General features: G+C 45.6%; 19 protein-coding genes. 11 read left to right on the plus strand and 8 right to left on the minus strand.

The genetic code is table 11. From position 1 onward, the window contains the following. Positions 1-24: 24 nt before the first annotated feature. The 7 genes from RQP50_RS00595 to RQP50_RS00625 form a co-directional block, all read right to left on the minus strand. Complete coding sequence (locus RQP50_RS00595; RefSeq protein WP_315742444.1) at positions 25-1041, minus strand: histidinol phosphate phosphatase domain-containing protein; 1017 nt, start codon at positions 1039-1041, stop codon at positions 25-27. 87 nt (positions 1042-1128) lie between these two features. Continuing rightward, on the minus strand, positions 1129-1914 hold the full coding sequence (locus RQP50_RS00600) for a DeoR/GlpR family DNA-binding transcription regulator (protein WP_065290123.1): 786 nt from the start codon (positions 1912-1914) through the stop codon (positions 1129-1131). After that, positions 1898-2914, minus strand: coding sequence for an ABC transporter ATP-binding protein (locus tag RQP50_RS00605; RefSeq protein ID WP_072727510.1), 1017 nt, complete (start codon positions 2912-2914; stop codon positions 1898-1900). Before RQP50_RS00605 ends, RQP50_RS00600 begins: the two co-directional genes overlap by 17 nt. After that, positions 2915-3772 (minus strand): ABC transporter permease, encoded by an 858-nt coding sequence (locus RQP50_RS00610; RefSeq protein WP_315742447.1) that lies wholly within the window; start codon positions 3770-3772, stop codon positions 2915-2917. Then, positions 3769-4614: an ABC transporter permease gene (locus tag RQP50_RS00615; protein WP_315742449.1), complete on the minus strand. Its 846-nt coding sequence runs from the start codon at positions 4612-4614 to the stop codon at positions 3769-3771. Before RQP50_RS00615 ends, RQP50_RS00610 begins: the two co-directional genes overlap by 4 nt. Before the next feature lie 332 nt (positions 4615-4946). Continuing rightward, positions 4947-5807 carry an alkaline phosphatase family protein gene (locus RQP50_RS00620; protein WP_315742451.1) on the minus strand — a complete coding sequence of 287 codons (861 nt, stop codon included), beginning with the start codon at positions 5805-5807 and terminating at the stop codon, positions 4947-4949. Next, positions 5797-6891: an ABC transporter substrate-binding protein gene (locus RQP50_RS00625; RefSeq protein WP_072727506.1), complete on the minus strand. Its 1095-nt coding sequence runs from the start codon at positions 6889-6891 to the stop codon at positions 5797-5799. Before RQP50_RS00625 ends, RQP50_RS00620 begins: the two co-directional genes overlap by 11 nt. Before the next feature lie 251 nt (positions 6892-7142). Here RQP50_RS00625 and RQP50_RS00630 point away from each other — a divergent pair, with 251 nt between their 5' ends. The 5 genes from RQP50_RS00630 (at position 7143) to RQP50_RS00650 (ending at position 11456) form a co-directional block, all read left to right on the plus strand. Then, positions 7143-7775 carry an NAD(P)-dependent oxidoreductase gene (locus tag RQP50_RS00630; RefSeq protein ID WP_072727505.1) on the plus strand — a complete coding sequence of 211 codons (633 nt, stop codon included), beginning with the start codon at positions 7143-7145 and terminating at the stop codon, positions 7773-7775. 117 nt (positions 7776-7892) lie between these two features. Then, positions 7893-8822: a manganese-dependent inorganic pyrophosphatase gene (locus tag RQP50_RS00635; RefSeq protein WP_315742457.1), complete on the plus strand. Its 930-nt coding sequence runs from the start codon at positions 7893-7895 to the stop codon at positions 8820-8822. A gap of 215 nt (positions 8823-9037) precedes the next feature. After that, a complete protein-coding gene (locus RQP50_RS00640; RefSeq protein WP_315742459.1) occupies positions 9038-9877 on the plus strand; it encodes a DNA alkylation repair protein in 840 nt (279 codons plus the stop codon). A gap of 510 nt (positions 9878-10387) precedes the next feature. Next, positions 10388-10702, plus strand: a complete 315-nt coding sequence (locus RQP50_RS00645; RefSeq protein WP_315742461.1) for a DUF4870 domain-containing protein — start codon at positions 10388-10390, stop codon at positions 10700-10702. A 19-nt stretch (positions 10703-10721) separates the two neighbouring features. Further along, on the plus strand, positions 10722-11456 hold the full coding sequence (locus RQP50_RS00650) for a MerR family transcriptional regulator (protein ID WP_315742463.1): 735 nt from the start codon (positions 10722-10724) through the stop codon (positions 11454-11456). Positions 11457-11668: 212 nt separating this feature from the next. Here the strand turns inward: RQP50_RS00650 and RQP50_RS00655 are convergent, their stop codons facing one another. After that, entirely contained in the window at positions 11669-12301 is a 633-nt protein-coding gene (locus tag RQP50_RS00655) for an endonuclease/exonuclease/phosphatase family protein (protein WP_315742465.1), read from the minus strand. A gap of 467 nt (positions 12302-12768) precedes the next feature. Between RQP50_RS00655 and RQP50_RS00660 the strand changes: the two genes are divergently transcribed. The 6 genes from RQP50_RS00660 (at position 12769) to RQP50_RS00685 (ending at position 19176) form a co-directional block, all read left to right on the plus strand. After that, on the plus strand, positions 12769-13782 hold the full coding sequence (locus tag RQP50_RS00660; protein ID WP_072727500.1) for a siderophore ABC transporter substrate-binding protein: 1014 nt from the start codon (positions 12769-12771) through the stop codon (positions 13780-13782). Positions 13783-13816: 34 nt separating this feature from the next. Continuing rightward, a complete protein-coding gene (locus RQP50_RS00665; RefSeq protein WP_370510394.1) occupies positions 13817-14827 on the plus strand; it encodes an ABC transporter permease in 1011 nt (336 codons plus the stop codon). After that, complete coding sequence (locus tag RQP50_RS00670; protein ID WP_021254780.1) at positions 14824-15888, plus strand: iron chelate uptake ABC transporter family permease subunit; 1065 nt, start codon at positions 14824-14826, stop codon at positions 15886-15888. The genes RQP50_RS00665 and RQP50_RS00670 overlap by 4 nt, the downstream gene beginning before the upstream one ends. Beyond that, the gene (locus RQP50_RS00675) at positions 15885-16637 is read left to right on the plus strand and encodes an iron ABC transporter ATP-binding protein (RefSeq protein WP_021254779.1); all 753 of its coding nucleotides are present in this window, start codon (positions 15885-15887) and stop codon (positions 16635-16637) included. The genes RQP50_RS00670 and RQP50_RS00675 overlap by 4 nt, the downstream gene beginning before the upstream one ends. A 574-nt stretch (positions 16638-17211) precedes the next feature. Beyond that, a complete protein-coding gene (locus RQP50_RS00680; RefSeq protein ID WP_315742470.1) occupies positions 17212-18675 on the plus strand; it encodes a PAS domain S-box protein in 1464 nt (487 codons plus the stop codon). A gap of 135 nt (positions 18676-18810) precedes the next feature. Continuing rightward, the gene (locus RQP50_RS00685; RefSeq protein WP_021254776.1) at positions 18811-19176 is read left to right on the plus strand and encodes a YybH family protein; all 366 of its coding nucleotides are present in this window, start codon (positions 18811-18813) and stop codon (positions 19174-19176) included. The last annotated feature ends 2 nt before the right edge of the window (positions 19177-19178 follow it).

Here is a 19178-nt window from a genome sequence, read left to right on the forward strand (position 1 = left end):
GCAGCTCGCTTTGCGTTTTCTTTATTAAGAAGTCGAAGTTGCGAGCGGTCGCATGATGCGTTTGCGCTGATAGAATGTGGCAATTTCGGCTTGACCGCGCTGCTGAAGCATAAGGGCATTGTCCGCCACGTATTTGCCGACGTCGTCTGGAAAGTGAGAATCCGATGATAGGGTAAAGGGGACATCATGTCGAAGCAGAACATCGATAAAGGAGGAACTCGGACACATCTCCTTGACCGGGTAGCGGTAGAACAGTCCTGCATTTACCTCTGTAGCTGTATTTGTCCGTTTCAATGCTTGTGCGATTCGCTCGTAGTACGGGAGAAGCAGCTCCTCAGCTGGGCGATAATTAAATACTTTCAAATTGTCTAAATGGGCGGCAATATCGAACAGACCGCTGTTAATCATTCGTTCGACATCATCGAAAAAGCGTCCGTACAGTTCACACAGATCAACCTGCTCGAAGCGGAACTGAGTCTCGGGATTATCGAATCCCCATCCATCCACATAGTGAATCGACCCGATCACGTAGTCCCAATCCGCCATCGCAATGAATGATTCTAGGTCCTTCTCTCCACCTGCAAAATAATCCGCCTCTAATCCGAGACGGAGCTCGACACCCTGTGCGGCCCATCTCGACTTCGCAGCCTGAATGGCAGCTGCGAAATCCTCCATCCGCTCGGTGCATACTTGATGCAGCCATGTATGCTGAAGGCGACCAAGCGGGGAGTCTCCGATATCGAGGTGACGTTCGAAGTAGGGGAGCGTCTCTCGAAACCGATAGAGATGATCTACGATTCCGACCTCCCGCAGTCCTTTGCGCAGCGCTTCTTGCAAATAGAGATCGAGCCATGATTCGTCATAAGCTCCTCGCTGCAGTCTTGTATGCATACGCGCATAACTCGCTTCGAGCCATGCACGGGAATGGAGTGGTTCAGCAATTGGATGGAAGTGATCGAATGCTTGATTCGTACGATCAAGCCAGCGGAACGAATAAGGGCCTTCCTCCAAATGCATATGGTAGTCTACATAATACAGCATAATGATCGCATCCCATCCTATGTCATAGTGGCTCATTCGTGATGTATGAAGTGATGTGTTACTTCGACATATAACTTCGCTATGTTCTTATGGCTCGCAAGCCGTCGTAATCCAACCTACTTGCAATCCGCTGCGCTTCCATTTATCCGGCATTGGTGCATCGCATATGATGGCGGTGACCTTGCTCATGTCACAGATGCGGCACAGCTGTGTCTCCCCGAGCTTGGTACAATCTCCAAGCACATATGCCTGCTCGGATTGCTCAATCATTAAGGTGGAGCAGATCGATTCCTCCATGTCGTAATCACTGATTCCCGCTGGTGTCATTCCTGCGCAGGAGATGAATGCCTTATCGAAGTGGAAGCGTGTAAGCAGTTCACAGGTTAAGGCGCCTGCAATCGATTTCTGCTCTGGATGCGTAACTCCCCCGAGTACGATGACTTTGCCGTCAAATCGTTTGGCTTCCAGCCGTTCCATGAGCAGTTCGGCAGCAGGAATAGAATTCGTCACGATCGTAACGCCGACGACACCGCGTATAGCGCGAACAAGCTCAACAGTCGTCGTGCCTACATCGACCACGATCGTATCTCCGTCTTGAATGAGCGCGGCTGCAGCTTCCCCGATTGCTTTCTTTGCCGACTGCTCGATGCTTCGTTTTTTATCAAAATGAGGTTCAATCTTCACATGCGAATACGCAACCGCGCCTCCGTACACGCGCTTAAGCATCTGCTTTGCTTCCAACTCGTCGAGATCCCTGCGAATGGTCTCGGGCGTAACCGTTAACACGCTGGCGAGGGAAGCAACTTGAATTTTGCCATGTCGATTCAGCTGTTCTAAAATATGCTGTCTACGTTCTTCAGGCAGTAGCATCATGAAGCGGAATCACGTCCTTCGGATGGAGGTATACCGTCGTGGTAGAGCCGACGCTCACCCAATCGGAATTGCGATGAATCTGATCGACGACGACATGCTGACCCTGAACCGTTAGTTCCATCCGCGTAATATTGCCAAGCATGGTCACATTGCGTACCGTTCCTGTTACGGCCATGCCGCCAACGAGCGGCTGCTCGCAGAACGTCTCTGGTCGAATGGCATACAGCTTGCTGTCTGCAAGCGAGTAGTCCGGTACAATTTGCCCCAAGGCTTCGGCATTCCATACGTTATAGCTGCCAATGAATCTTGCGACGAACTCGCTGCTTGGCTGCGTATAAATCTCCTGCGGAGAGCCATGCTGCGCGATATTGCCTGCATTCATGATGTATATATGGTCGCTAACGGCCATCGCTTCTTCTTGGTCATGCGTGACAAGTACTGTTGTCATGTTCAATTCACGTTGAATGGAGCGCAGCTGCTGCTGCAGGTTTTTACGAATTTGCGCGTCAAGCGCACTAAGCGGCTCGTCCAGCAGCAATACCTTTGGCTTCGTAACAAGCGAGCGGGCAAGTGCGACACGCTGCTGCTGCCCACCAGAGAGCTCACGGGGGAAAGACTTCTCCTTGCCTTGAAGCCCGGTGAGCTCAATCATTTCGCCAACTGCCTGGCGAATCGCATCACGCGGCATCTTCTTCATCGTCAAGCCGAAGGCAATGTTGTCGGTTACCGTCATATTGGGGAACAGCGCATAGGACTGGAACACCATGCCGATCTCCCGATCCTTCGGTTCGATCCCTGTCACATCTTTACCATCAATGTGAATCGTCCCTCCATCGAGCGGAGTCAGTCCAGACAGGATGCGAAGCAATGTGCTTTTGCCGCAGCCGCTTGGGCCGAGGAGTGTCACCAGTTCGCCTTTTTGAATATGAAGATCAATGCTGTTCAGCACCTTTTGTTTATGGAACGTCTTGATTACTTGATTCATCTGTACGTAGCTCATTTAAGAAGCCTCCCTGCTCATTGCTGCTTGGGTAGTCGGAATGCTGCTGCTCACGATGTCTTCTTCAGGCTCTGCGACTGGCTTGGAAGTACGGCCCGTCAGCTTCACGATCCACGCGCTCAATATGGCCATCAGAATGAAGTAGGTTACGGTAATGGCGCTCGCGATATGGCCGCTCTTGTTCAGCTGTGCGTACAGGAAGAGCTGCATGGTCTCGAAGCGTCCTCCGACGAGAATATTAATGAGCACGAACTCTCCGAATAGAATCGAGAAGGAGAGGAGTGCGGATACAAGAATGCCCGGCATAATGTTCGGAACAATCACGCGCAGGAATGCCTTCATGCGGCTGGCTCCTAGTAACTCAGCAGCTTCCATCAATGATCCTGCCTGAACAGCGCGCAAGCTGTTGCGCGTCCCTTGATACATGAACGGCAGCATGCCGATGACATAAGCACCGAAGACGATGATAATCATGGAGAAGCCTTTGCCAGAGTAGGCGCGAATCAAGCCGACAGCCATAATAACGCCAGGAACGGCATAGGTAAGCATGACGAGCGTCTGAACCCAGCGCTCTAGCTTCGGTGCGTACAAGGAAATCGCGAACGTAGCCGGCACAATGACGATGACCGCTGTTACGGTAGCGACGCTGCTGAGCAGCAGGGAACGACCGAATGCCTGCATGAAGCGTGTATCCTGGAACAGCTCGCCGAACCATTTCAATGTTAAGCCTTCGGGTAGAATGGTTTGATTCCACGATGTCGCCAAGGAATAGAGCATGGTAGCGATGACCGGAATGAACAAATAGAGCAATACCGCTGCAAAGGCTAGTGTTGGCAGAGAATGAGTCAATCGTTTCATAGCAGATCCCTCCGAACTTTGCGCGTCAGCCATTCATTGACGAGCATGGCTGCAAGCAGCGTCAAGCCGAGCAGTACGCCCAAGGCGCTGCCGAGCTCGGGACGGGCGAAGATGTCCCCAGATACGAGTGCGCCAATACGTACGGGGACAAGGTTATAGTTGCTTCCTGTCAAGGCATAAGCTGAGGCATATGCACCCATGGCATTCGCGAACAAGATACTGAATGTACCCGCGATCCCCGGCAGAAGTACAGGCAGACCGATACGCTTCCAAAATTGAAAGGGGGATGCGCCCAGCAGGGAAGCGGCTTCCTTCCAGTTGTCTTGAATCGCATGGTACATCGGATAGAGCAGCATAATGGCCAGCGGAAGCTGGAAATACACATAAATAACGGTCAATCCCGACCATGAATACAGATTGAATGATTCCGACATGTCAATGCCGAATTGGCGGAACAGCAGCGTGAACAATCCGCTATTGCCAAGCAGGACGATGAAGGCGAAGGCGAGCGGGATGCCTGCGAAGTTCGATGTAAGGTTCGTAATGACAAGCAGCCGCTCTTGTACGCGCTTCGGAAAGCGGGTAAGGGCATACGTTGCAAATACGGCGGCAATGATGCCGATAAGGCTGGACAGCAGGGAGATGAGAATGCTGTTCTCAAATGCCTTCCAGTAATAGGGGTTCGTAAAAATTTCTTTGTATTGATTGAATGTAAATGCCCCGCCGCCATCCTCTTGAAAGCTTCCCGAAATCATCGTGAAGAGCGGGACGAACATGAATAGCGCCACAAAGATAAGCAGCGGGATAATCGTGATGTACAGCATGCTGTTGATCCGTTTCATGCGCGTACTCCTTTCCTGTAATGTTACATCCTGATTTGCTTCGTGATAAAAAAACTTCTATCGAGGTAACCCATGATGAGCGACCGCGTCTAAAGGTATGTTTTTTTCCATTCTAGAAAGCCTTCGTGCCACACTGCACGTAATCTTTCTAGAATGATCAAAAGTTCGCTTTTCAGCACCGAGAAGGTTGCATAAACTCGAAGAACGAGCAGCGGAGTGTAGGCGAGACTACATGAGCAGCGGAGTTCGAGAGTGAGTGCAAGATTCGATGTCGAGTTACCTCCTGATTTACTTCGTGATCAAAAGCGAACCGGTGAACAAAAGGCGTCCCCTTACGGAGACGCCGGCCTGAACTCCAACATAGATAGCGGCTGCATCGCTTCTGATGGGGCAATGCCAAGCAAGCGGCAGGCAAGTGGTGCCAACTGCAATTGAGGTACTTCCTGTTCATAGACGCCAGGGGTCACCAGATTGCTAATGACAAACAGTGGAACATGGCGTTCGGCGTCTGTCGTTCCGCCGTGATTGCCATCATTGTTCATGCCATGGTCAGCCGTAACAATAATCTGATAGCCTGCCTCCATCCAAGCTGGCAGCACGCTTGCAAGAATAATGTCCGCCGCCAGTGCCCGGTTGCGGTATTGCGCCGAATCTCCACTGAACTTATGTCCGTCATCATCAATGTTCATCGAATGGACATACAAGAAGTCTGGAGCATATTGCATGAGCAAGAAGTTCGCATCAGCGAACAGGTGCGAGTCAGGATAGTGATCTTCGAAGTAGAAGATGCCATGCTGAATCGGCTTGTCTGTATCGAGCTGAATGCGATCAACAGCTGGGTGGAATGGAGCTGAGTTATACAGCTCGCTTACCCAATAGTAAGAAGCAGTCGCGTTCGTAAGTCCTTGTTCCCGAGTTAAGTGGAACAGACTGCGCTCGTGCGATAACCGCACAGTCTGGTTCGTTGCAATCTCGTGGCGCCATACCGGAGTTCCGGTCATCAGCACCTCATAGAGCGGGCGAGACAGGCTTGGCAGCTCGGAGCGCACTTTGTAGCGCGCTGCCTTGCCGTATTCCACCAAGTGATGTATATACCCCATCTGCGTGACGGCGGTGTCATAGCGCAGGCCATCCAACATGATGAAGATGAGCTTATTGTGATTGGGCGAGCGGTTCGTGATGTTATTTGACATGAATGAGTACCTGCTCCTGCCACAGCTGTGGAAGCTGCTTCGTTGTTTCTTCCCATGCCTTCAAATCTTTCACAGGCTGTGCGTTTTTGTACATTTCATCCGGGAGAAGCAATGCCTTTGCATCGACAGCCAGCTTCGCGTTGGAGCGGATTGGACGAGCATAGCCACGAGCCAAGTTGGATTGTCCTTCATCGGACAAAATGTATTCACGTGCCAGCATCGCTGCATGCGGATGCTTCGAGTACTTGTTAATAACCGTTGCATAGCCGCTTGTTGCAGAAGCTTCCTGCGGGATGACAACTTCGAAGCGGTTCTTGTCGATTTTGTCACGGTAGCCTAGTGCGTTGAAGTCCCACAGGAATCCAACTTCGACTTCGCCCTTTTCCAAGTTCGCAAGACCTGCATCATTGGAAGCGAGACGGCCTTGTTTCGCCAGCTCTGCGAAGAAGTCGATGCCCGGTTGAATGTTCTTCTCGTCACCGCCGAATGCGTAAGCAGCAGCAAGAACTGCGAATTGCGCCTGGTTTGCCTTCATCACGTCGCCAACAGCGACTTTGAATGTTCCATTTTTAATGTCTGCCCAAGATTTCGGCGGGTTTGCCACTTTGTTCTTATCTGTAATGATGGACAATGTACCCGTGTAGCCCAGCAGCCAGTGTCCTTCATCATCTTTAGCCCAGTCCGGAATGTCGTTCCAGTAAGATGTTTTGTATGGCAGTGTTAGACCTTTTTGCTTCGCAAGCGGTCCGAATGCGATACCGACGTCGCCGATATCAGCGGTTGCGTCGTCTTTCTCCGACTCGAACTTCGCCAGTTCTTCAGCACTGGACATATCTGTATCCGTATGTTTCAAGCTATATTTCGTTCCTAAATCGTTCCAGGTTTGCACCCAGTTCGCCCAAGTGTCAGGCATGCCGACCGAGTTGACTTGCCCTTCTTGTTTGGCCTTTTCCACAATTTGATCCAAGGTCAGCTTGGAAGCGTCGACTGCTTCGTTCGCAGCTTGTCCAGATGAGCAGCCTGCAAGCAAAAATGCGGAAGCAAGTACGGTTGCTGTCCATTTCATGAAACGATGAGTTCGCATGAGTTCATGACTCCTTTTTCATTTAGTTTTCGTTTTGTTTTCCTTCTGTTTACGTCTCTAATCATAAACAAACAAAGTTAAACCAACATCAAGCGGGTGATAAGGTATTGTAAAGGCAGAACCGAAACAAGTTCTCGGCGTCAGAATGACATGGTGGGGGAAGTATGCACTTATATGAAAAATATGGATCGTTTTATGGGTGGACACGTATCAAAGAATATTGGCATTTCTAAGAATGGGGGAGAAGGATATTGTCTAGGCAAACGATTGCGATCGTAGGAGGAACAGGTACAGTAGGGAAGCATGTGGCTGCGACAGCAATTGAACAAGGATATACGGTTCGCATTCTAGCTCGTCGTCCAGAGCGAGTCCAATTGAAGTCACCGCACGCCATTATAATAGAAGGAAACGTATCGGACGAAACTGCAATTCGTTCTCTCCTGGCAGGCAGTAATGCTGTAGTTAATGCATTTGGTCAGCCAATGCGGGACAAGCCAATCTATAGTGAAGTGACGCTGCGCTTGTTGAAAACCATGAAGGAAGCAGGTATTCGAAGGTACATTGGGGTTGCAGGAGGATCGCTTGATATTGAAGGGGATCGCAAGTCCTGGATGAACCGAATGGGTGCACGCTTATTTCGCTTACTTTATGGGGACTTTATTCGGGACAGGCAGCGGGAGCTCGGCGTGCTTCGGGATAGCGATCTAGATTGGACGCTTGTGCGATTGCCGTTTGTGCATGAACGCGATGTCATGAAGCCAGTAAAGGTTGACCGATATGATATGCCGGGTACGAAAATATCAAATACCCATGTTGCACGGTTTCTCGTAGATCAAGTGCAAGACACTGCTTTTCTGCGCTCAACACCGTTTATTTCACAATAATATTCCTACTAATGGAATGGGATTTTACCAACATTTGCGGTATAATCTTGAATGAGGAAGACGATCTACGTTATACTCTTCTCACTACAAATCTCGTGTAAAAAGGGAGTTAGCGAAATGGAAAAGGTACTTATTTTCGGACATAAAAATCCAGACACCGATACGATTTGCTCCGCAATCGCATATGCAGACTTGAAAACACAATTGGGCCTCAACGTTGAACCCGTTCGTCTTGGCAGTGTGAACGGAGAAACACAATTTGCTTTGGATACCTTCCAAGCAGAAGCGCCTCGTCTGGTAGAGACGGTAGCGAATGAAGTAAAAGGGGTTATTCTTGTTGACCATAACGAGCGTCAGCAAAGTGCAAACGATATCGAACAAGTGGAAGTGCTTGAAGTTATCGACCACCACCGCATTGCGAACTTTGAGACAAGCGGTCCATTGTACTACCGTGCTGAGCCTGTAGGCTGCACAGCGACGATCTTGAACAAAATGTACAAAGAAAACGGCAAAACGATCAGCAAAAACATCGCTGGCTTGATGCTGTCTGCAATCATCTCGGATTCCTTGCTGTTCAAATCCCCAACTTGCACGGAGCAAGACGTAGCAGCTGCTCGCGAGTTGGCTGAGATCGCTGGTGTAGACGTTGAGAAGTACGGATTGGACATGCTCAAAGCTGGTGCTGACTTGAGCCAGAAAACAATTGCTGAGCTGATCTCTCTTGATGCGAAAGAATTCTCCATGGGCAGCTCCAAGGTTGAAATCGCACAAGTGAACGCAGTAGACGTGAACGATGTGTTGTCCCGCCAAGCTGAAGTGGAAGCGGCTTTGAACGACATTATCGCAACGAAAGGTCTTGACCTCTTCGTATTCGTGGTAACAGATATCTTGAACAGTGACTCTGTGGCGCTGGCACTTGGTTCAAAGACAGAAGCAGTTGAGAAAGCGTACAATGTTACGTTGGAAAACAATACGGCATTGCTGAAGGGCGTTGTTTCCCGTAAGAAGCAAATCGTGCCTGTACTGACAGATACGCTTAGCAAGTAATTGATGTCATTCTATATGAAGCAGATGATTTCATCTGTTATACAACGGCTGTTTCCCTGATGGGAAACGGTCGTTTTTTATTGGAGGAGGTTAGAGAGCAGAGGGAAGGGAACAGGATAGAGGGATCCATTTCCATTTGTAGAATACGTAAGGGATATGTTCTCTATGAAGATGAGTCAGATTTACCTCGTCCTGATGCAAAGGAGGAAATTGAATTGGATTGTTCCATCCCAGATACGATTATGCAGCGAAAAGGTGCAACGAAAGAAGCGAATATTCCGGTTGAAGTCCAGCAGCTATTACATTCAGGAAGGTTAGAAAGCGTGAATTTAACAGAGTGGCTTGCTGTAGATCATATGACTTTGCTGGAGCATGTATTGCCGGAAGTTGGCTTAGAGAAGAAGCTTCCCGATCTGCTTCTAGAAATAAAGGAAACGGATAGTATACGCCGCATGAAGGCGATACGGCTTATCGGGCAGCGACTATATGAATCTTGCAGCACCGAGGATGCGCCCGTCACAGATTCCAAGCCGTTTATGGCGATCGCCGAACATCGCTCGGATTCCGTTCGATGCTGGGGGGCTTACATGGCAGGCGGTGATGACTCCATGTCTATCGACGAAGCATTGTCACGTATTCACCGATTTGCGGCTGACTCCCATTTCGGCGTTAGGGAGATTGCATGGATGGCTGTGCGCGCTCATATCGAGTCGAATTTGTCGGGAGCCATATCCATCTTATCCACTTGGACATCTGATACGGATGCCAATGTACGGAGATTCGCTACGGAAGCGACGCGTCCACGAGGCGTGTGGACGAAGCATATTGAGGCATTGAAGCAGAGTCCTTGGCAGGCGCTTCCGCTGCTAGAGCCTCTCAGATCTGATCCGGCGAAGTATGTGCAGGATTCGGTTGGCAACTGGCTGAATGATGCGAGCAAGACGAATCCGGACTGGGTAAGGGAGCTGTGCGAGCGCTGGACGAATGAGTCTGACTCAAAGGCAACAGCGCGAATTGTAAGCAAGGCTCAGCGAACCTTGCAGAAGCAGGTATAGCAGACCGGAACAGCAGCAGCTTGGTCGACTTTACCGATGTCATATCTTATCCGCTGGCAGCTTCTCCAGCGGATATTTTATTTTGATCCGCTTCCCCATTCTTTCGCGACTATTTCGAATCTCTAGGTACTCGCTCGATTCGCATTTCCGTTTTCGATTCAGTTTCCCCCTTATCAATCTATCTCCGAAGCTTCCTCTGAATTTTTCTTTGTTCGGTCTGTACAGTTTTTCTTGTATCCCTCCCTCTTTTTGCGTAACTCTTTGTTTTATTTAGAGCTTTTCGTCTTCCATCGTTCTAGCATCAAGAACTCTCTCTTTATGCTTTTCCCCCCAGTCGGCGTTTTTAATATGAGCCTATCAGTTATAGATAAATTAATTCCATGAGTCCAGAAGGACTCAATGACCGTAATGTTGCTGTTGTCATACCGCTTATAGGCAAGGGGTTGAACCTCTACTCGCGTCACCTTTTATGCTAGTACTTGAGAAATTCAAGTAGAAAGGTGACAATCGATGAACAAACCAACACGCAAAGAAATTGCAATCGTCCAATTCATGCTGGCCATCTCATTAATTCTTGGCGTCCTGCCACCTCTTGTAATGTTCCTCGTGACAATAAGGACAGAATCGTATTATCGTGATGCTAGCCGCACAGCATTGAATTTTCATTTAACCATTTTGCCGTTCTTTATTGTGAGCTATGCACTGCCGCCATGGTTCAAGTACATAGTCTTACTTGTTGAAACGGTGATCATTTTATATGCAATGATAAGGATTGCTCTTAAGAAAGCCTATCGTTATCCAGCCATACCTTACCTGAAAAAGTAGACAGAATCGAGGAAACCCCATGACAACCGATATGCTGACGATCGGGCAGTTGTCTGCCCGCACAGGAATGACCATTCGAACGCTTAGATACTATGACAAGCTTGGGCTGCTAACACCAAGTGATTACAAAGAAGGCGGACACAGGCTGTACAATGCAGATGATCTCAGCCGCTTGCAGCAAATCCAAGCATTGAAGTTCATCGGTTTTTCCTTGAAAGATATCGCTGATTTATTAGACAAGCCACAGGTAGAACAAGCGCATATTCGCAGCGTGATTGCGTTCAAGAAAAAGGAGCTTATAGCGGAGCAGGAGCGGATTCAGCTCATGATAGATCAATTGGATCATATGGGGACGATCATTTCGAATCATCCTATCATTGATTTGCGGTTGTTCTGCTTTATCGTGCATTCGATTCTGTGGGAAGAAGAGCACATAGAGTCGCACAACCTAGAGGGCAATCCGATTTATAATTTTCGCAATGAAGAACGTGCAGAACTGGATCGAAAGTATTTTGCATTGCTCACGGAATTGAAACAGCTGATTGCAAGCCAGGTAAGTCCAGATTCGGGGGAAGCACAGCGTTTCATGAAGCGATTTATGGAGCTGTACGAATATACCGTTGCGAAAATAAGCCCTGCATCGGTGGCGCAGGCAGATGCACCAAAGAATCAATCAAACATCCTCATTCCATTTACAGAGGAAGAACAGGTATTTCTAATCGAAGCATTCCAAGTGATGTCTTGTAAGCAATAGAGGTCATGGATACATTAGGCTTGGCGGCGAACTGGATCTTTGCAACAAACGCTTTAAGAGAACGCAGGGATATTTCCATTCCTATGGAGCCCCGGGATTGTCACTCATCGGGCCTATCGTTAAATGGGGCTGCTCTCAATGAGATTCTATCTCTGGAGCAGCCTTTTGTTGTGCGGGTGGATGAGCGATATGAACCCTATAACGGTTCGGCGCTATAGCAGCAGCTTGGCTGCAATCGGATAATGATCCGATGCAAGTGAAGAATGAATAACCGTTCTATCTTCGATATTTCCCGATTGATGATTGACGAATATGTAATCGAGCGTCTCGACAGCATTGCCTGCAGGGAAGGTGAAGGCATCATGCTCATCTGCGAAAGCGCTGCAGAATGCTGGAGACATGCTAGCAACTTCAACAGAGTCTGGATGTGCATTGAAATCTCCCGTAATGATGCACGGTTCCATTGTATGGCTCGCGACGATGTTGATTATCTCCTTCACTTGTTCGACCCGTTCCGATTGTGCTAATCCCAAATGTGTAGTGTAGAAATGTAGATTTATTCCGTCTACATCAAGAACAGCTGCAAGCAGACCGCGCTGTTCACTCTCATCGCTGCTGAGTGGGTAATGCTGATGTGAAAGGATCTGTTCAGCGAGCACCGCGATGGTATCCTCGTAATTACTTCGAGCTGAATAATAACGGTCGACCTCTTGCAAACCGATGATGTCTGCTCCAGACGCACGAATCACTTCCACGATGCGGTTCGCAGCATACATGTGATCCATTCCTTCACCATGTCGTATGTTGTACGACATGACCGACAACGCAATCTGCGATGTGGACATGATCTCACCCCTTAATTACGCCAATCATGACGACTCTTTGATAAATTACTTTTGCAAAAACGAATATAACACACAGGCAGGCGGCAGCAATCGTTATCGCTAGATTAATAACAGCTTCTATAATCATATAAGAAATTCCCTTGGCAGTGTTATGATTTGTCCCTTATTGGTCATAGCTTTTTCGTGGGACAATCTTCTGTGATTAACTGGGCTTATATAGCCTGGTGTTCCATAAATTTATGTAAGCTGGCAATAAATAATTGACAATATATTTTGAATTGATATACTAAGTATAGTGTTGCAATTGATAATCATTATCGATACTGTTTTTATATTGTCGCTGTGCACCATAGTGAAATAGAGATAATCATAATTTAAGTCACGCATAAAAACATACATAGATAATAATTTCATCAATTCAATAATCCGTTTGACTATTAAGATTATATAAGGGGAGAGTATGGAAAATGGGAAAATTTAAAGTAACTGTTTTTTTAGCAATTTTTGTTGTAATGTTGGCAGCTTGCTCAACTTCAAGTAATGGAAATGGAAAAACGGAAACAACTGGGCAAGAAAACCAAGCTGCTAAAGCTTCAACGGTTGAAATTACTGATGCTCATGGAAAGGTTACTGTTCCTGTAAACCCTAAAAATGTAATTGCTCTGGATAGCAGAACTTTTGAAACTTTGGCTGATTGGAACATTAAATTAGCAGCTGCTCCAAAGGATGTAATGCCTAAGGAATCACCGTATGTAAAAGATGAAGCAGTTCAAAACATTGGGAATCACCGTGAACCAAATCTTGAAATTATCGCTGCTGCAAACCCTGAACTTGTCATTGTCGGTCAACGATTTGCTAACCATTATGAATCGATTAAAAAATTAGTGCCGAATGCAGTCGTTATTGATCTGAATTTTGATGTTTCTGAGAAAGCTGATAAGCCTGGGGATAACTTAGTAAAAGGACTTAAGGATTCCACAATTATTTTAGGACAAATTTTTGATAAAAATGAAGAAGCTAAACAATTGGTAGCTGATTTTGATAAATCTATCGAAGACGCTAAGTCTGCCTATAACGGAACGGCTACAGTTATGGGTGTTGAAGTTTCTGGTGGGAATATTGGCTTCTCAGCTCCACGTTTTGGACGTGTTTGGGGACCTATGTTTGAAATGTTTGGATGGAAACCAGCTTTAGAAATTGCAAATGCTACATCAGGTCATAAAGGTGATGAGATTTCTGTTGAAGCTATTGCAAAAAGTAATCCGGATTGGATTTTCGTACTAGATCGTGATGCTGCAATATCTTCTGAAAGTGAAGCTGTTCCCGCAAAAGATGTGATTAATAATTCACCTGCTCTTCAAAAAGTAACTGCTGTTTCTAAAGGACAGATTATATTTGCACCAAATGACACTTATACAAATGAATCAATCCAAACTTTCATTGAGATCTTTAAAAACATGGCAAGTACTTTAGCTAAGTAGTCTAAAGGAGCATAACATCGTGCTGAAAAAGACAATACAAAAAATTTCTGGGGTTGAGAATAATTCTCAACCCCGGCTTTATAACCATAACAAGTTATGGACAAAACCCTTTATATTTGCGATTATCGTTGTTATTATTTTAGGAATTATATCTCTATTTACCGGAGTTTATGATATACGCGGACAAGAGGATGGAATGGAGATGTTTTTCATTACTCGTGTTCCAAGAACAGCTGCATTAATGCTTACTGGGGCTGCCATGGCCATGGCAGGACTCGTTATGCAACTTATTACACAGAATCGTTTAGTTGAGCCTACCACAACAGGAACTATTGAATGGGCGGGTTTAGGACTTCTTGTTGTTTATTTATTATTTCCTGCACCAACGTTAGTTCTAAGAATGACTGGTGCAATTGTTTTTTCTTTTATAGGAACTATGATTTTCTTTTTATTTTTAAGAAGAGTGAAACTTCGTTCGTCTTTAATTGTCCCAATTATTGGGTTGATGCTTGGAGCTGTCATTTCTGCAGTTTCCACTTTTATTGGCCTCCTTTTTCAAAGTACGCAAAGTATTGAATCTTGGTTTGTAGGTTCTTTTGCGGCAGTCCAAATTGGAAGATATGAATATTTATGGATCATTGTTGTCGTTACGTTTCTTATTTTTATGTATGCGAATAGACTGACTTTAGCTGGACTAGGGGAAGATGTTGCAACAAGTCTTGGAGTCAATTACAATAGAGTCGTTCTTTTGGGTACGGGTCTTATTTCTTTAGCAGTTGGAATTGTTGCAGCTGTTATCGGAAACTTACCTTTTTTAGGCTTAATTGTCCCCAATATTGTTTCCATGTTTAGGGGAGACGATCTTAGAAGTAATTTGCCTTGGGTATGTGTGATAGGAATGGGTACAATAACGGTTTGTGACATCATTTCTCGAACAATTATCATGCCTTTTGAAGTACCTGTATCCTTAATACTCGGAATAATGGGTGCAGTCGTATTTATTGCTATTTTGTTGAGACAAAGAAAACCAAGGAGGCTAAGATGAACGCATTGGAATATAGAAATAACGACAATGTCGTTATCGATTCTAGCCTTCATAATAAAAATAGATCAGCTAGAGCTTTTCGTTCTAAGCAAGAAGAAAAACGTTATTGGATACTGCTCATAACATTACTTGTTTTGGGCCTCCTTTCTTCATATGGACTTTTAGTTTATAACAATCCAGTTCCGATAGATTCACCTTCTTTTATTCCAGTTGCTAAAAGAAGGATGGTAGCTCTTGTTGCCATGATTATTGCTGCCATTTGTCAGAGTTTATCCACTGTTGCTTTTCAATCGATTACGAATAATAGAATTATTACCCCTTCACTTTTAGGCTTTGAATCACTATACTCAACCATACATACGAGCACCATATTTTTCTTTGGTGTTGGTGCATTGGTGAATTTTACTGGTATTGTACCTTTTATCATTCAAGTTATTGTTATGGTCATGATGAGTTTGATCCTTTATGGGTGGTTGCTGTCTGGAAAGTACGGAAACTTGCAGCTTATGCTTTTGGTTGGAATTATTATCGGCACTGGGCTAAGATCTGTGTCTTCTTTTATGAGAAGACTTCTTTCGCCTTCTGAGTTTGATATTTTACAGGCTAGATTGTTTGGTTCTGTTAATCATGCAGACGCTGCCTATTTTCCTATTGTAATTCCTATAGTAATCATTGTAGCATTGTTAATTCTTGCTCATTCTAAGAATCTAAATGTATTGTCACTTGGAAAGGATGTCTCTACTTCTTTTGGAGTAAAGCATCAATCGAGTATCATTTATACGCTTATATTAGTTTCTATTTTGATGTCAATTTCAACGGCTTTGATTGGACCACTTACTTTCTATGGATTTTTAGTTGCAACTTTGACTTATCAAGCAGCGCCAACCTATGATCATAGATATGTTTTTCCAATGTCTCTTGCTATAGGGTTTTTGATAATAACCGGTGCATACTTCTTAATGTATCATGTATTCAATGCCCAAGGCGTCGTTTCCGTTATTATTGAATTATTTGGTGGAATCATATTCTTAATTGCAGTTTTAAGGAAGAGGGCTCTATGATAAAGATTGATAATGTTAGAAAATTGTATTCGGACAAGGTGAAAATAGGGCCTTTGAATATTGAAATACCAAAAGCGGGTCTCACTTCATTAATTGGACCAAATGGTGCTGGAAAGTCTACGACACTGTTGATGATTGGAAGACTTTTGGATTTGGATGAAGGCCAAATTAAGGTAGCAAATATGGATGTTACTGAATCTAAATCAAAAGACTTAGCAAAGATTTTAACGATTTTGCGTCAAGAAAATCATTTTGTAACGAGGCTTACGATTAGACAACTAGTTGGATTTGGACGTTTTCCTTATTCCAAGGGAAGATTAACGAAAGAGGATGAGGCTATTATTTCTAAATATATCGATTTTTTAGGATTGACTGATCTAGAAAATAGATATTTAGATGAGCTTTCTGGTGGTCAAAGGCAGCGGGCATATGTAGCAATGGTTCTGTGCCAAGAGACTGAATATGTACTTTTGGACGAGCCGCTGAACAATCTTGATGTTGCTCGTTCTGTTCAAATGATGGAGCATTTGAGGCTTGCTGCTAATGAATTTGGAAGAACAATTCTGACTGTTATGCATGATATTAATTTTGCAGCCAAATATTCTGATCGAATTTGTGCAATGAAGGATGGACAAATTGCCGCTTTTGGAACAGTAGAAGAGGTTATGGATCCAGAGGTTTTGACAGATATTTTTGAAACGAAAATAGAAATTATTGATGGTCCCTATGGGCCAATTGCGGTTTATTAGTTAGACGGGATTGTCAAGCAATGTGCGACAGCTCATTCATGAAAGCTTCGTTAGCAGGTATCCAACCTAGACATTTACAAGGGCGATTGCCGTTCTCATTGAAGCCTTGGTCTTCTAATTTACTACGTTCAATTATGCTAAGATGGGTGTAGCTCATGTTTGTTCTTCTGTATGAATGGGTGTATGATAACTCCCATTTTACACGAAACTGACATGAGCCTTTTTAATTGTTGCACTCAAAACGAAATACGACCTGTTGGAGCCGTAACAAAAGTTAAGCCACACTTAAGGGATGATTCCTGTATCGTTCAGGGGTCATCCTTTTTTACGCCTTTGGTTCTTGCGCAAGTCGCTAGTCCCTTGATTCCGTCCTTCTCGTAGGCTATCTTCCAACAATCTGCGCACTGATCCACTCGCTTTATGGGTACCAGTTTATATTGATGCAGGTGAGCCGGTACCTCTTTGCGCCGATTGTGGGAATTTGGCAAGATTTTAATTGATGATGATAGGAAGAGCGATTTATAATGATAAATGGGTAAATGTGGGTTTGTGATGAATTGGAGGGGAGATTTACATGCATTTGGAGCAAATTGATATGTTCGATTTAGCTTTTAACAATGCATCGATCGGGATGGCGATCGTCTCGCTGGAAGGACGATTTATGAATGCAAATCAAGCCTTATGCGATATGATCGGCTATACAGAAAGTGAATTGCTCTCTCTGGACTATCAGCATATTACCCATCCAGACGATCTGGAAGAGAGTATCCTACATATTCAGCAGCTGCTGGACAGACAGATTTCGTCTTTTCATATTGAGAAACGTTACATAGGCAAGTTAGGAGAAGTGATATGGATGCTGCTTACCGTATCGCTTGTCCTGGATAAGAGCGGCAAGCCGCTTTTCTTTTTTTCTCAATTTCAAAATATTACGGTATGCAAACAGACAGAACGAGTGCATCTGCAGACGGAAGCGATCCTGAGGGAGAAGGAGGATTCCTTCCAATCGTTATTGGAAATGCTGCCCCTCGCTGTCATCGTGACGCATAATGGAATTATACATTATATGAACCGTGCCTCGATTAATTTAATTTGTGCGGATGAAGCAGCCGGCATTCTTGGCAAGCCAGTGCTTGATATTGTTGAGCCTACGAATCACAACCTTGTGTATGAGCGAAGACGCAAGTATCGGGAGGGTATTAAGCTCGGGCCAGTAAAATATGATATCCGATGTGCAAACGGAGAGATGAAGCGGGTTGAAGGTTTCTCGCTGCCCACGACATTTCATGGGGAGAAGGCGACTATAGGGGTCTATCAAGATATAACCGATCGGAGCAAGGAAGAGGAGCGAATGCTGCAGTCCGAGAAGTTGTCCATCGTGGGGCAGCTTGCTGCCGGCATTGCGCATGAAATTCGGAATCCACTGACGTCGATTAACGGCTTCCTGAAGCTGATGCGTACGATGAAGACAGATAAGGAGCAGTATTTCGATATCGTGGAATCCGAGCTGAAGAGCATCGAAGTAATTGCCAATGAGCTGCTCATTCTCGCGAAGCCAAATGTGGTCAATAGTCGAAGGACAGATCTGATCCATCTCATGGAACAAATCATCGCCTTTATGAGTGTGCAATCCACTTTGAAGAACAGCAATATTGTAACCGATTTATCGGAAGAGGCGCTTTGGGTGGATTGTGAACCGAATCAGATTAAGCAGGTGTTCATTAATTTGATCAAAAACGCAATCGAAGCGATGTCAGGGGGAGGCAGCATTTATGTACGAGCCAAGCTGGAGGGCGACTATGCGGCTATATCCATACAGGATGAAGGCTGTGGGATTCCAGCAGATAAAGTGAGCAGACTGGGTCAGCCTTTCTATACGACGAAGGATACGGGGACAGGGCTAGGACTGATGGTGAGCTACAATATTATTGATAAGCATGGCGGCTCCATTGAGGTGGATAGTGTGATTGGTGTAGGAACCACATTCATCATTCGATTACCGCTTGTCCAAGTCAAGGATGGGGAAGACGCTGTGTAACAGCTCAGCTTATCTGACTATTTCGTTCCATTCGTATACGGTGGTGAACCCCTTCCATGAAGAATTTTGGATTGATTCCCGCGAGTTGGTTGTTGAAAATAATGGGATAAGATGAATGGGGAGGGGAACAGTTCAATGGGCTATAAGCAAGCATTGGAACGTTACATCGAAGCGACAAATACGCATCAATTCACAAATGTGCAAGCATGTTTGGATGATGGTGCAGTGTACTGGTTCTCGGATCGTACCTGCTCAACGATGGCTGAGATTAGGGCGTATTTCGAACATGCGTGGGACGTGATTCAGGATGAAGTCTATTGTGCGACAGATGTGGAGTGGATCGCCGTGGACGGACAGACGGCTGTCTGTTTGTACACGTATCAGTGGAGCGGCCTTTATCAAGGGAAGCAGGCAGCAGGGAGCGGAAGAGCGACCAATGTGTTCAAGCAAACCAGTGGCGAATGGAAGCTTGTGCATGAACATTTGAGTGCACTGAAATAAGA

The sequence above is a fragment of the Paenibacillus suaedae genome, assembly GCF_032337355.1.
GTDB classification, from domain to species: Bacteria; Bacillota; Bacilli; order Paenibacillales; family Paenibacillaceae; genus Paenibacillus_B; species Paenibacillus_B suaedae.